The organism is Leucobacter sp. USHLN153, from assembly GCF_037145615.1.
GTDB lineage: Bacteria > Actinomycetota > Actinomycetes > Actinomycetales > Microbacteriaceae > Leucobacter.
This window is the reverse complement of sequence record NZ_JBBCXE010000001.1, coordinates 189436-203057: the sequence shown is the minus strand read 5'-3', so window position 1 is coordinate 203057 and position 13622 is coordinate 189436. Positions and strand designations below refer to the sequence as shown.

The following is a 13622-nucleotide window of genomic DNA, read 5'->3' as shown; positions in this document are numbered from 1 at the left end:
GTCGGCCGCCCTCGATGTGTGACGATTTGGTCCCGTCTCGCTGAGTCAGTTGGCACTACTCCGATCTCTGTGCCATATTCGTCTCATCCCAGGCAGCGACGCCATCTGGCGCTAGTGCCTTCGTTATGAGTATCAAGGGAGATACGTAATGGCCTTCCGCCAACCAGAAGACCCGATCGTCCGCAATATCGTCCAGATGATCCGCGGCGCTCAACTCGACCGTCGGCAGCTGCTCCGCGGTGCCGCGGTCGGTGCCGCCGGCCTCGGCGCGCTCGGTCTGAGCGCGTGCTCCGGAGGCGGGGGAGAGAGCGGCAGCGGCGTCGTCTGGGGCAACTGGACCTACTACCTCGACTTCGACGAGGAGACCGGCTCGTACCCGTCACTCGACGCGTTCATGGACAAGTCGGGCTACGAGGTCCAGTACATCGAGGACATCGATGACAACAACACCTTCTACGGCAAGATCAAGGATCAGCTGAAGCTGGGCGACTACACGGGCTACGACACCGTGACGTTCACCGACTGGATGAACGGCCGTCTCATCGACGCGAACCAGGTGCAGGAGTTCGATTACGGCAATATGCCGAACGTGAAGGCGAACCTCGTCGACGCTCAGTGGGACGCGCTCGACGTGGATCCCGGCCGTAAGTTCTCGGTGCCGTGGCAGCTGCCGGCGTCGGGCTGGGTGTGGAACACGAAGGCGGTGCCGGACGGCATCAAGACGCTCGACGACTTCCTGCGCCCCGAGCTCAAGGGCAAGGTCGTCGTGCTCAGCGAGATGCGCGACACCGTCGGCATGATCCTCGCGGGGCTCGGTCACGACCCGGGCAGCAAGTGGGGTGACAAGGAGTTCGACGAGGCGATGGCGTGGCTCGACGACGCGCTGCAGAGCGGCCAGATCGGCAACGTCAAGGGCAACAGCTACACCCAGGATCTCATCGCGGGCGATGCGCTCGCGGCGATGGCGTGGACGGGTGACGTCATCATGCTGAACGCTGAGAACGACAACCAGTGGACCCTCGAGATCCCCGAGTCCGGCGGCATGATCGCGGCCGACTCGTTCACGGTGCCCAACGGCACGTCGGCGGAGGCGAAGGCGCGCGTCGAAGAGATGATCGACTACTACTACGACCCCAAGGTCATGGCAGAGGTCGCCGATTACGTCACGTTCGTGCCGCCCGTGAAGGGCACGCAGGAGGCGATGCGCGACGTGAACCCCGAGAACGCGGACAACCCGCTCATCTTCCCGACCGACAAGGACTGGGAGCACCTCCACCCGTTCCGCACGCTCACGGCCGAGGAAGACAAGAAGTACTCGACCGCGTTCCAGAACGTGCTGGGGCTCTGACGGTGGCAGCGCACAGCGATTTCGCAGAGTCAGGCGCCGACCTCGAGCTGGTCGGCATCAGTAAGCGGTTCCCCGGGTTCACGGCGATCGAGCGGCTCGATCTCACCATCCCGGCGGGTTCCTTCTTCGCACTCCTCGGCCCCTCGGGCTGCGGCAAGACGACCACGCTGCGTCTCGTCGCGGGTCTCGAGGATCCGACGGAGGGCAAGATCCTCCTCGGCGGGAAGGACGTCACGGGGCTCACGCCGCACCGCCGTCCGGTGAACACCGTATTCCAGTCATACGCCCTGTTCCCGCACATGTCCGTGCTCGAGAACGTGGCCTTCGGGCTCCGCCGCCGCCGCATCGGCGACGCGGTGGGGAAGGCTCACGAGGCGCTCAAGCTCGTGGAGCTCGATCATGTGGCGGATCGTAAGCCCGCGCAACTCTCCGGCGGACAGCAGCAGCGCGTAGCGCTCGCCCGAGCGGTCGTCAACCGTCCGGCGCTGCTGCTCCTCGATGAGCCCCTGGGTGCGCTCGACCTGAAGCTGCGTCGCCAGATGCAGCAGGAGCTCAAGCAGATCCAGCAGGAGGTCGGGCTCACCTTCCTCCACGTCACGCACGACCAGGAGGAGGCCATGACCATGGCCGATACCGTCGCGGTGATGAACCAGGGCCGCATCGAGCAGATGGGCGCGCCCGAGGAGCTCTATGAGCTGCCCCGCACCGTGTTCGTCGCGAACTTCCTCGGGCAGTCGAACCTGTTCCCGGTCGAGGTCGCGGGCGGCACTGACCAGGTGATCCACACGGACTTCCTGGGCACCCGCATCTCCGTGCCAAGGAGCCGCAGCGAGCGCGACTCGGGAGCGATCACGGTCGGCGTGCGCCCCGAGAAGCTCACGCTCAGCAAGCACGAGCCGGAAGCGGACGCGACGCGCAACGTGGTGGGCCCCGGTCGGGTTACCGATGTCTCCTTCATCGGCGTCAGCACGCAGTACACGGTCGACCTCCCGGGCACCGGCGCGGTGCAGGTCTTCGCGCAGAACCTGCAGGCCGGCCCGACGGCGGCGCTCGGCGATGAGGTCTGGCTGAGCTGGCACGTCGAGCACACCTTCGGCCTCGCCGATGACCGTCTCGACACCGGCGCACTGTCCTCGGACCTGTCGACCCGGGCGATCGCGTCCCGGGCCGCGCTCGCGGAGTAGGAGAGACACCGTGGCCTTCACCGCATTCTCAGCGAACGCGAAACAGGTCGAGCAGGCACCGAAGAAGCGCGGCTGGGTCGCGCTCCTCCTGCTCGCGCCCGGCATTGCGTACATGCTGCTCTTCTTCGTGGCACCGTTCATCCAGCTCATCCTGACGTCGCTTCAGGCGCCGGCCGACACGGGCGGCATCGGTCAGTACGTCGCGGCCGCGCAGTTTTCGAACTACTGGGTAGCGATTCAGGAGTACTGGCCGCACATCGTGCGGTCCTTCATCTATGCGCTCGTCGCGACGATCATCGGGCTGCTCATCAGCTACCCGCTGGCGTACGTCATCGGCGTGAAGGTGCGCTCGAAGCCGATGCTGCAGGGGATCATGCTGATCCTCGTCGTGGCACCGTTCTTCATCAGCTTCCTGCTGCGCACCCTCGCGTGGAAGTCGATTCTGCCGAGCGAGTGGATCGGCACGCACTTCTCGGTCATCTTCGGTCTGATCTACAACTTCATTCCGTTCATGGTGCTGCCGATGTTCTCCTCGCTGCAGGCGCTCGACCTGCGCTTGCTCGAGGCGGGATCGGATCTCTATGCGTCGCCGATCACGACGTTCCGGCGTGTGACGCTGCCGCTGTCGATGCCGGGCATCGTTTCGGGCACGCTCCTGAGCTTCATCCCGATGTCGGGTGACTATGTGAATGCATCGCGCGAGTTCTTGGGCGGCACGTCGACGACCATGATCGGCAATGTGATCGAATCGAACTTCTTGCAGACGCAGAACTATCCGATGGCGGCAGCGCTCTCGATCGTCTTGATGCTCGTGATCCTGGTGGTCGTGGCGACATACGTGCGCAAAAGCGGGGCGGAGGATCTGCTGTGAACAAATTCAGTCTCGGTAAGGCGTTCGTGCCCGTCGTTGCGACGGTCGTGCTCATCTACTTGCTGCTCCCGATCCTGCACGTCATTGTGTTCTCCTTCAACGACGCGGGGCGCAACAACATCATCTGGCGCGGGTTCACGATGCGCAACTGGGAGAACCCCTGCGGCGCTCCTCAGGTCTGCACGGCGTTCGGCAACAGCATCCTCGTCGCCGTCATCGCGACCATCGCGGCGACGACCCTGGGCACGCTCATTGCGATCGCGCTCGTGCGGTACCGCTTCCGCGCGCGGTCGACCGTGAGCCTGCTGCTCTTCACGCCGATGGCGACCCCGGAGGTCGTGCTCGGCGCCGGTCTCGCGGCGCAGTTCCTGCTCGCGGGCGTGGAGAAAGGGATCGGCACGATCATTCTCGCCCACACGATGTTCTGCATCTCATATGTGGTCGTCGCCGTGAAGGCGCGCGTCGCAAGCCTCAACCCGGCGATCGAAGAGGCGGGGCGGGATCTCTACGCGTCGCCCGGTCAGGTGTTCTGGCGGATCACCCTCCCCATGCTGATGCCCGGCATCATCGGGGCGGCCCTCCTCAGCTTCGCGCTGTCGTTCGATGACTTCATCATCACGAACTTTAACTCGGGCACCGCGACGACGTTCCCGAAGTTCATCTACGTGTCGGCGCTCAAGGGCGTTCCCGCGCAGGCGAACGTGCTCGCGTCGATTGTGTTCGTCGGCGCGCTGCTGCTCGTGATCATCGTGCAGTTGGTGAACATCAACAAACAGAAGCGCCTCGCGCGGGCGTAACGCTGTTTTCGGGGGTGCGCGAGCGGACTTTACGCGCACCCCCGAACCAACCGGTTTGCGTGCGGCCGCGCACGGGTGCAGGATGTGTGCTTGGCGATAACGGATTCGCCACTGTGTGTCCGTGCCCCGCGCGACGTCGTGGGGTACGGCTGTTCTTGAAGGGGAGAACGTGACTGCTGTATCTGCACCTGCTTCGGCGAACGGTGCTCGACTGAAGCGCAGCCTGGGACTGTGGGCCATCGTCGGTCTCGGCCTGGGCTATATGACCCCGACTGTCGTGTTCGACACGTTCGGCCTGGTGGCCCGCGACACGAACAACGTGGTGCCGCTCGCATACCTGGTGGCGCTCGTCGTCATGGTGTTCACTGCGATCAGCTACGGCAAGATCGCCGGAGCCATCCCGAGCGCCGGCTCCGCCTACACGTACGCCCGCGAGTCCATGCACCCGAACGTCGGCTTCCTGGTGGGATGGACAGCCCTTATCGACTACATGCTGCTACCGATGGTGAACTGCCTCATTGTCCGCAGCTATCTCGAGGCGTTCTTCCCGGCTGTTCCCGGAGCGGTCTGGGTGCTCATCTACGTCGTGTGCGTCACCGGCATCATCTATCTGACGATGCGGGGCACCTCGAACCTCAACATGCTGCTCCTCATCTTCTCGATCGTCGTCATGGCGGTGTTCGTCGTCATGGTGATCGTGCAGCTCTCGGGTGGTGCGGGCGAGAACGGTGTGGTCTCGATGCAGCCGCTCTTCCACAGCGGAGTCGAGTTCGGGGCGGTGCTCGCGGGCGCGACCATCGTGTGCTTTTCGTTCATCGGCTTCGACGCGGTGACCATGTACGCGGAGGAGGCGAAGACGCCGAAGATCATGCCGAAGGCGATCCTGCTCACCGTCGTGCTCGGCGGCGCGATCTTCTTCATCGCGGGCTACTTCACTCAGCAGCGCTTCCCGGATTGGAACGAGTTCGCACCCAGCGGCGATATGCAGTACATCGAGGACAGCACGCTTCCGCTGATCGGCGATTTCGTCGGTGGAAAGGTGCTCTCGGCTGTGCTGACGGCGGCGGGCTTCGCTGCGACAGTTGCCTCGGGTCTCGCATCTCACGCTTCGGTGTCGCGCATGCTGCTCGTGATGGGCCGCAACAGCGTGCTCCCGAAGCGTTTCTTCGGTTACATCAACCCGAAGACCCACACCCCGACGTTCAACATCGTGCTGACCGGTGCCTTCTCGTTGCTCGCCATGGCGTTCACACTGGAGATGATCGCGGCCTACATCAACTACGGCGCGCTGATCGCCTTCACGTTCGTGAACCTCTCGGTGATCGCGTGGTTCGCGATTCGCAAGGGCCGCAGGCGCACGCCGAAGGACATTTTCAACTACATCGTGATGCCCGTCATCGGAACGCTGCTCACGGGTCTGCTGTGGGTGAACCTCGACGGACACGCGCTGCTCGGCGGTCTCATCTGGACGGCGCTCGGCTTCGTCTACCTCCTGTTCCTCACGAAGGGCTTCCGTCGGAAGGTCGCTTCGTTCGACGAGGGCGAGCCCGTCACCGGCTTCAACAAGGTTCCGGTCGACGACTAAGCGCGACCCCGGGCGCGGCTGCGGGCGCGACGAGTAAGCTTGAGCCTCATGCTCGACCTTGACTTCAGCGCCCGCATCCGTGCACTTCGTTCGACCTACGCCGACATTGCGGCGGTGCTGGATCTGCCGAAGCTCGATCGCGAGATCGCGGAGCTCGAGGAACAGGCCGCAGCGCCCGACCTCTGGGACGATCCCGCGGCGGCGCAGAAGGTGACGAGCGGCCTGTCGCACCGGCAGGCCCGCGTGAAGCGGGTGCGCGCGGTGGAGAGCCGCCTGGACGACCTCGAGGTGCTGGTGGAGCTCGCGACCGAGGCGGATGACGAGGATTCCGCCACGGAGGCCGCCGAGGAGCTCGCGGCACTCGAGAAGGTCATCCAGGATCTCGAGGTGCAGACGATGCTCTCGGGCGAGTATGACGAGCGCGCAGCGGTCGTCACGATCCGCTCGGGCGCCGGTGGCGACGACGCGACCGACTTCGCCGAGATGCTCCTGCGCATGTACCTGCGCTGGGCTGAGCAGCACGATTATCCGACGAAGGTGCTCGACACCTCGTACGCCGAGGGCGCGGGCATCAAGTCGGCGACATTCGAGATCGACGCTCCCTACGCGTTCGGCACGATCTCGGTCGAGGCGGGCACGCACCGCCTCGCGCGCATCAGCCCCTTCGGCTCGGCCGACAAGCGGCAGACGAGCTTTGCTGGCGTCGAGGTGATCCCGCTGCTCGAGGAGGCGACCGAGGTCGAGATCCCCGAGACCGACATCCGCGTAGACGTCTACCGCTCGTCGGGCCCCGGTGGTCAGTCGGTGAACACCACCGACTCTGCCGTGCGCATCACGCACATCCCCTCTGGCATCGTCGTCTCGATGCAGAACGAGAAGTCGCAGATCCAGAACCGCGCTGCCGCTATGCGGGTGCTCCAGACCCGCCTGCTGCTGCTGCAGCGGGAGGAGGAGGCCGCGAAGAAGAAGGAACTCGCTGGCAGCATCACGGCGAGCTGGGGCGACCAGATCCGCTCCTACTTCCTCTACGGCCAGCAGCTCGTGAAGGATCTGCGCACCGGCCACGAATCCTCCCAGCCCGACGCGGTGTTCAACGGCGATCTCGACGGCTTCATCGCCGCGGGTATCCGCTGGCGCTCGCTCGCGAAGAACGACTAAGCGCGCTCACTACGACTCAGCGCGCTCTCCACGGCTGGGAGTTCGCCCGAAGTTCGCGCCCCCAGCGCGCCTGACCGAAGCCTCAGGCGGCAGGGCGTACAGTCATTCCGTCATGATCCTCTTCGAGAACGTCACTAAGAAATACCGGGGCACCGCGAAACCCGCGCTCGACGGTATCGACCTTCAGGTCGATCGCGGCGAGTTCGTGTTCATCGTCGGCGCGTCCGGGTCGGGCAAATCGAGCTGCTTGCGATTGATTCTTCGAGAGGACCAGCCGAGCGTGGGCCAGATCCACGTGCTCGGGCAGGATCTCAGCAAGATCTCCTCCCGCAAGGTGCCCTACTTCCGCCGGAACCTCGGCACCGTGTTCCAGGACTTCCGTCTGCTCACGAACAAGACCGTGTACGACAACGTGGCGTTCACGCTGCAAGTCATCGGTAAGTCGCGCGGCTTCATCCAGGAAGCGGTGCCCGACACGCTCGAGATGGTCGGGCTCGCCGGCAAGGCGAAGCGCTTCCCGCACGAGCTGTCGGGCGGTGAGCAGCAGCGCGTCGCCATTGCGCGGGCCATCGTGAACAAGCCCGCGATCCTGCTGGCCGATGAGCCCACCGGCAACCTGGACCCGGCGACGAGCCTCGGGATCATGCAGCTGCTCCGCTCGATCAATGCGGCGGGTACCACGGTTGTCATGGCGACCCACGAAGCGACGTTCGTCGACATCATGCAGCAGCGCGTGGTGGAGCTGTCGCAGGGCGTCGTCGTGCGCGACGAGGTCGGCGGCGGCTACGGGCACACCGCGTCGATCCCGATCGCTGACCTCTCGGAGGAGGGCGTGCAGGTGCTGCGCACCTCGGAGGCGGTCGTGCGTGCGGCTCTCGCGCCCGAGATGATCGGCGAGCTGCCGCTTGCTGGGGTGGCGCAGGATCAGGCCGAGCCCGATCCAGCCCTGCTCGATGCCGCCGCGAACGTCGTTGCTGCCGCGGCCGAGTCGCCGGAGGAGAGCGCGGCGAGGAGCGACGTGGCGCCCGCCGCTGACGCCGATGTGCCGGCTGAGCAGGACGGGGCCGTGCGGGACGTTGCAGACCGGGAGATTTCCGCGGCGAACGCTGCCGATGTCGATGCCTCCGAGGCCGCCGTGGAGGGCGCCGGAAGCGACGGCGCCACCGAGGCCGATAATGCCACCGAGGTCGCAGAGCCAGCCGAGCCCGCCGAGCCCGTTCGGGAGGCCTCGGTCTTCGAGGAGCCGCACCCCTTCGGCCCCGACGCCGAGGACGACGACCTCGACGAGACCGTGCTCGCGAATGGCCGGAAGACCCGCGGCATCCCCGCGTTCCTCGAGCCGGGCGAGCCGCTCGATCCGTTGCGCATGGCCGAGACGGGCAACCTCGCGGAGCACCTCGGGCTCACACGAAAAGACGACGATGAGACAGATGTGGGGCCGGTTCGATGAGGGTAGGGCTCGTTCTCGGTGAGGTGTGGAATGGCTTCCGCCGCAACCTCTCCGTCGTCATCTCCGTGGTGCTCGTCACGTTCGTCTCGCTGACGTTCGTGGGCGCCGCGATTCTGATGCAGCTGCAGGTGCAGCAGATGAAGACGTTCTGGTACGACCGTGCACAGGTCGCCGTGTACCTCTGCACCGATTACGACCAGAGCGCGACGTGCTCCGGCGCGGATGCGGGCGAGGAGGAGATCGCGGCGGTGAAGGAAGCACTCGGATCCGACACGCTCGCGCCGTACATCGACGACTTCTTCTTTGTCGATCATGCGCAGGCGTTCGAGGAGTTCACGAAGCAGTTCAAAGGCAACCCGATCGTGGAGATCACGAAGCCCGAACAGCTGAATCAGACGTTCTGGATCAAGCTCAAGGACCCGTCGCGGTCCGACATCATCCAGGAAACCTTCGCTGGCATCCCGGGAGTGCAGAGCGTCTCCGATCAGCGCAGTCTGCTCGACCGCATCTTCCTCTTCCTCGGCGTCGCGAGCTACACCGCGATCGCGATCGCGGGTCTCATGCTCATCGCGGCGATGCTGCTCATCTCGACGACGATCCGTCTGTCCGCGTTCTCGCGTCGACGGGAGATCGGGATCATGCGTCTCGTGGGTGCTTCGAACCGCTTCATCCAAACGCCGTTCATACTCGAGGGCATCATTGCGGCGTTGATCGGGGCGGTGCTCGCCGGCGCGGCGTCGGTTGCGATCGTGAAGTTCTTCGTGCAGGGCTTCCTCGTGAGCGAGGTGCCGTTCACGAGTTACATCACGGTGGAGCAATCGCTGGTCGTGCCGCCCGTGCTGATTCTCATAGGTGTGGTGCTCTCGGCCATCGCGGCGAAGGTTGCGATCACGAGATACCTCCGCGTGTAGCTCGCGGGGGCCCGCGCGCTATGCTGGGAGGTCTGGCCGCGCAGAGAAAGGAAGTGCCATGCCTAAGGAGACCGGCGAGAAGCTGATCGCCTCGAACAAGAAGGCACGGCACGAGTACCTGATTCTCGACACGTTCGAGGCCGGGATGGTGCTCACTGGTAGCGAGGTGAAGTCGCTGCGCATGGGCCGTGCGTCGCTCGTCGACGGGTACGTCTTCATCGAGGGCGGCGAGGCCTGGCTCGATGCGGCGTACATCCCGGAGTACCTGAACGGGTCGTGGACGAATCACGCGCCGCGCCGCAAGCGCAAGCTGCTGCTGCACCGCCACGAGATCGACAAGCTCTACCAGAAGACTCGGGAGGGCGGCATGACGATCGTGCCGCTGCGCTTGTACTTCTTGGACGGACGCGCAAAGGTCGAGATCGCCCTGGCACGCGGCAAGCGCGAGTACGACAAGCGCCAGACCCTGCGGGAGCAGCAGGATAAGCGCGAGGCCGAGCGCGCCATGCGCCAGCGCAACCGCATGGGCGACTGACCCCGTGACGGCGGTCTCGTGCGCGCCGGGTGCGGAATCTGCGGAGTCTACGGAGTCTGCTGCGGGCTCTCGTGCGGGGTCTGCCCGCGACTCTGCTGCCGAGTCTCCTGTGAGCTCCGCAGTGTCGGCGGGGGAGTCGCGCTCCAGGGTGCGCAAATCGGCCGAAGAGCGCCGTGCCGAGATTCTGTCGGAGGCGGCGCGGATCGCGCTCGGCGAGGGTCTCGAGCGCGTCACACTACGCGCGGTCGCCGAGCCTCTCGGGGTGCGGCCGAGCCTCATCGGTCACTACTTTCCGGCGGTGGAAGACCTGGTGGTCGACGCGTTCGTGCTTGCGGTGACGGGCGAGCGCGATTGGCTCTTCGGCGTTGAGGCCGGCGCTGGTGCGAGTACTGGGGTGGGTGCTGGTGTTGGTGCGGGGCTTCGAGCGCGTGACGGTGCAGAGGCGGGGGCGGATCAGGCGCCGCCGTTCGAGCAGATGGCGGGTTTTGTGCGGCGAGCAGAGAGCCCCGAGGCGCTCGAGTTGTGCCGGCTGTGGCTCAATGCGCGGCATCTCGCCAGGTTCATGCCGCGCCTCGCGCACGCGATCGACGAGCAGGAGACGCTCGACCGCGAGCGCATGGTCGCGTTGATCGAGCGCGGCGTCGCTGCGGGGTCGTTCGTGACCGACGACCCGGTGGGCGCGAGCACCCGTATCTATATGGCGGTGGACGCGATCGGCGTGTACGCGAACAACGCGCAGCCGTTCGAGCACGAGGCCTCGCGGCACTTCGTCGCGGACGTGGCGGCGTGGTCGCTCGGAGTCGACGTGCAGCGCCTCCGGTGATACACTGATTCTTCCGGCGAACCGCCGGTCGTGCCGGGTTTCGACCCGGAACTGACAACTCCACAGTGCATGATGTGAACGCCCCGAGCAGGTTTTCTCTGCTCACCGCACCTCCGGTGCACACACGGGGCCGATCGGTTTCGACACGTCGATTTTGAGACCGTGAGAAGCGAGCCGAGGACGCGGAGTTATCTCGTTAACGCCCTTCGCAAACCATAGGTGCCAACGTTAAGCGCACCGACTTCGCTCTCGCTGCCTAAGCACGAGACCGAGTCCGTCAGGTCGGGTGGGCCTCCGCCCCGGTTTCCTGGCGTCATTTAGGGGGCTTGCTGGTACGTCGCGCCTCAGGGCGTATCGGGACTTTTTCTGAGGCTGGGCCTGTCGTGCTAGATGTTCGTGGCAAAGCACGGGGCCGAGTAGAACGTTTTCACGAACTACGCTCGTAGAAGGCACGGAATCGTCGAAGTGGACCGGGGTTCAATTCCCCGCGGCTCCACCGCTTCGCATCATGCATTGTGGATCAGCCCAGGCCTCGCGGCCTGGGCTTTGTCATGCCCCGCTTGCGCCGACCTAGCACCGAACCGACTCCAGCTCCGGACGCGAGACGCTCAAGTCGGCGGGAACCGCGACTCAAATCCTGCGAAGGGTGTTGGGCGGGCTCACCTGCTCCGTGAACGGAGTGCGGGCTTCATCGCTCTCATGAGGGCACTACCCGGCGTGAGGAGCGTCTCGACGTGTGGAGTAATTCACAGACTTGAGCCATGGCGGTGGCCAAGCGTGTGTGGTCTGCGCACCCCGTCGCAAGCCGCAGCCCCGCCTCAACCGAGTGTGTACGCGCATACTGACCACGGATTCGGTGAACGATTGCTGAAGGCAGTGAAGCGTTCGGCAGGGGAACGCCCCAGACCTCACGATAGGATCGGGGTGTGCTGTCGTCGCGGTCGGATCGCGCGGGGCGGGGGGTCCTCGCTGCCGTGATCGCTACGTGCGCCGCGGCAGCCTCCCACTCGCTCGCCGACGGCCGACCGGCGCCCCTTCTCGGCGTGCTGCTCGCCCTCGTGTTCGCGCTTCCCTTGTGCGTGGGCCTCGCCGGCCGTCGCCCCTCCTGGCTCCGACTCTCTGTCGCGGTCGGGCTGAGCCAATTCGCCTTTCATGGATTGCTCTTGCTGGGACTCGGGGGCGGTGCATTCTCGTTCGCGGGATCACCGAGCCAGCATGCAGCGCACGCATCGGGGCTCGTTGCGCCGAGCACCTCGGGTGCCATCGCCCCGCACGTCGCGCACGAGCCCGTGATGTGGCTCGCTCACGCCTGCGCCGCGGCCGTCACCGTGCTCGCCTTGGGAGCGGGGGAGCGCGCGCTCGTCGCGTTGTTGGGCCTCGCGAGGCTGTCTCGCGTGGATGCGCTGTTCTCGTGGCGTTCCGCCGAAGCGCCTCCGAGCCGCGCCGTCTCCCACACCCGCGAAACGCCCATGCTGCTGCTCGCGTTGCTCACATCGGTTCTCCGGAGGGGGCCGCCGCGCACGGCGTAGCCCACCACACCAGAATTCCGCGGTACGCCGTGCGCTGCCGCATACCTGCATTTGGAGAACCACCATGTTTATCACCCGTACCCACCGCGCGGCCGTAGGCGTCGCGATCGGCGCAGTGCTCGCGATCGGTGCCCCCGTCGCAGCCTCCGCGCACGTCACTGTTTCGCCGGATCAGGCCGAGGCCGGTGGCTGGGCCTACCTGACCTTCCGCGCACCCACGGAGTCCGATACGGCGAGCACGACGAAGCTCGAGTTCCACCTGCCCGAAGACACCCCCTTCACGCACGTGTCGTATCAGCCCGTGCCGGGCTGGAGCGCAGACGTGACCGAGGAGAAGCTCGCCGAACCGGTCGACGTGCTCGGCAACACCATCTCCGAGGCGCCCACCGAGGTGACGTACACCGCGGACGACGGCGGCATCGCGCCCGGACAGGTGCAGATGTTCACGCTCTCGGTCGGCCCGGTCGCGGAGACCGGCCACATCGTGATCCCGGTCACGCAGACCTACAGCGACGGCACGGTCGTGGAGTGGAAGGCGACCCCCGAGCAAATAGCGGAGGACGACACCCTGGAGCCGGCGCCGGTGCTCTGGGTGAACGACGCGCCCCCTGCCGATGACCACCACGGCTCGAGCGATGCTGATCACGCCAGCGGCGGGGATGTCGGCGCGGAGGCCGCCGGCGCGGAGGCCGCCTCCTCCAGCTCCCCGACGAGCGGAGTCACGCTCGGCTTGAGCATCGCGGCCCTCGTCATCGCGGCGGGCAGCGCCGTGCTCGGCGCACTCGCATTCGCGCGCAGCCGGAAGCCCACGGCATGAAGCTCGGGAAGAAGTTCCGTCTGAGCGCGGCCGGTGCCCTCCTCGCGCTCGTCGCAGTGCCCTTCGCGGCACCGGCCGCTTTCGCTCACGACTCGCTCGTGAGCGCCGATCCGCTCGCCGACACCACGGTCGAATCGCTCAACAGCGTGACGCTGCAGTTCAACAACGCGCCGCTAGGTATCGAGGGCAGCAATCTCGTGCAGGTGAAGGGCCCCGACGGCAAGTTCTATGAGACGGCGTGCCCGGCGCTTGACGGGCCGGTCGTCAAGGCGCCCGTGGCGCTCGGGCCCGCGGGGGAGTACCACGTCGACTGGCGCGTGGTCTCCTCTGACGGGCACCCGATCGCGGAGGAGTACACCTTCACGTACGCGCCCTCCGCTGACGCCGAAGCGGCCGAGGGATCAGCGACGCCCCGTTGCGGGGTCGCCGCCTCAGGGCCCGTGGAAGAGTCACCGGAGAGCGGTGAGGCGGGAGCCGATGCTGCAAGCGGCGACGCTTCGCAGAGCGACTCGTCGACCGGACTCTGGGTCGGGATCGGTGTTGGTGGAATCGTCGTGATCGCGGTGGCGGCAGCCGCGTGGCTGATCCTGCGGAAGCCCCGCTCGACGAAGTAA

13 protein-coding genes and 1 other RNA gene are annotated in these 13622 nt (G+C 66.0%); all 14 read left to right on the top strand.

Translation table 11 applies throughout. The features are described 5' to 3' along the window. Positions 1–148: 148 nt before the first annotated feature. Complete coding sequence (locus WFH00_RS00905) at positions 149–1348, top strand: ABC transporter substrate-binding protein (RefSeq protein ID WP_336658661.1); 1200 nt, start codon at positions 149–151, stop codon at positions 1346–1348. Then, positions 1345–2532 carry an ABC transporter ATP-binding protein gene (locus tag WFH00_RS00900; RefSeq protein ID WP_442918772.1) on the top strand — a complete coding sequence of 396 codons (1188 nt, stop codon included), beginning with the start codon at positions 1345–1347 and terminating at the stop codon, positions 2530–2532. Before WFH00_RS00905 ends, WFH00_RS00900 begins: the two co-directional genes overlap by 4 nt. Positions 2533–2542: 10 nt before the next feature. Next, positions 2543–3403, top strand: a complete 861-nt coding sequence (locus WFH00_RS00895; protein ID WP_336658658.1) for an ABC transporter permease — start codon at positions 2543–2545, stop codon at positions 3401–3403. Beyond that, positions 3400–4200, top strand: coding sequence for an ABC transporter permease (locus WFH00_RS00890; protein ID WP_336658656.1), 801 nt, complete (start codon positions 3400–3402; stop codon positions 4198–4200). The genes WFH00_RS00895 and WFH00_RS00890 overlap by 4 nt, the downstream gene beginning before the upstream one ends. 169 nt (positions 4201–4369) lie before the next feature. Beyond that, positions 4370–5785, top strand: a complete 1416-nt coding sequence (locus WFH00_RS00885; RefSeq protein WP_442918760.1) for an APC family permease — start codon at positions 4370–4372, stop codon at positions 5783–5785. Positions 5786–5833: 48 nt separating this feature from the next. Next, positions 5834–6943, top strand: coding sequence for a peptide chain release factor 2 (gene prfB / locus WFH00_RS00880; RefSeq protein ID WP_336658655.1), 1110 nt, complete (start codon positions 5834–5836; stop codon positions 6941–6943). A 112-nt stretch (positions 6944–7055) separates the two neighbouring features. Continuing rightward, complete coding sequence (gene ftsE, locus WFH00_RS00875) at positions 7056–8393, top strand: cell division ATP-binding protein FtsE (RefSeq protein WP_336658654.1); 1338 nt, start codon at positions 7056–7058, stop codon at positions 8391–8393. Further along, a complete protein-coding gene (gene ftsX / locus WFH00_RS00870) occupies positions 8390–9304 on the top strand; it encodes a permease-like cell division protein FtsX (protein ID WP_336658653.1) in 915 nt (304 codons plus the stop codon). The genes ftsE and ftsX overlap by 4 nt, the downstream gene beginning before the upstream one ends. Positions 9305–9362: 58 nt before the next feature. Further along, entirely contained in the window at positions 9363–9839 is a 477-nt protein-coding gene (gene smpB, locus WFH00_RS00865; protein WP_336658652.1) for an SsrA-binding protein SmpB, read from the top strand. 148 nt (positions 9840–9987) lie between these two features. Beyond that, positions 9988–10662: a TetR family transcriptional regulator gene (locus WFH00_RS00860; protein ID WP_336658651.1), complete on the top strand. Its 675-nt coding sequence runs from the start codon at positions 9988–9990 to the stop codon at positions 10660–10662. A gap of 126 nt (positions 10663–10788) precedes the next feature. Beyond that, positions 10789–11161: a transfer-messenger RNA gene (gene ssrA, locus WFH00_RS00855) on the top strand. A gap of 427 nt (positions 11162–11588) precedes the next feature. Continuing rightward, complete coding sequence (locus tag WFH00_RS00850; protein WP_336658650.1) at positions 11589–12191, top strand: hypothetical protein; 603 nt, start codon at positions 11589–11591, stop codon at positions 12189–12191. A gap of 64 nt (positions 12192–12255) precedes the next feature. Further along, a complete protein-coding gene (locus WFH00_RS00845) occupies positions 12256–13008 on the top strand; it encodes a YcnI family copper-binding membrane protein (RefSeq protein ID WP_336658649.1) in 753 nt (250 codons plus the stop codon). After that, on the top strand, positions 13005–13622 hold the full coding sequence (locus tag WFH00_RS00840; protein ID WP_336658648.1) for a copper resistance CopC family protein: 618 nt from the start codon (positions 13005–13007) through the stop codon (positions 13620–13622). The genes WFH00_RS00845 and WFH00_RS00840 overlap by 4 nt, the downstream gene beginning before the upstream one ends.

What these genes read in the sequence shown, in the direction of transcription:
- WFH00_RS00840 (WP_336658648.1), top strand. Translation starts at nt 13,005, where the DNA reads ATGAAGCTCGGGAAGAAGTTCCGTCTGAGCGCGGCCGGTGCCCTCCTC.
- WFH00_RS00905 (WP_336658661.1), top strand. Translation starts at nt 149, where the DNA reads ATGGCCTTCCGCCAACCAGAAGACCCGATCGTCCGCAATATCGTCCAG.
- prfB (WP_336658655.1), top strand. Translation starts at nt 5,834, where the DNA reads ATGCTCGACCTTGACTTCAGCGCCCGCATCCGTGCACTTCGTTCGACC.
- ftsX (WP_336658653.1), top strand. Translation starts at nt 8,390, where the DNA reads ATGAGGGTAGGGCTCGTTCTCGGTGAGGTGTGGAATGGCTTCCGCCGC.
- ftsE (WP_336658654.1), top strand. Translation starts at nt 7,056, where the DNA reads ATGATCCTCTTCGAGAACGTCACTAAGAAATACCGGGGCACCGCGAAA.
- smpB (WP_336658652.1), top strand. Translation starts at nt 9,363, where the DNA reads ATGCCTAAGGAGACCGGCGAGAAGCTGATCGCCTCGAACAAGAAGGCA.
- WFH00_RS00845 (WP_336658649.1), top strand. Translation starts at nt 12,256, where the DNA reads ATGTTTATCACCCGTACCCACCGCGCGGCCGTAGGCGTCGCGATCGGC.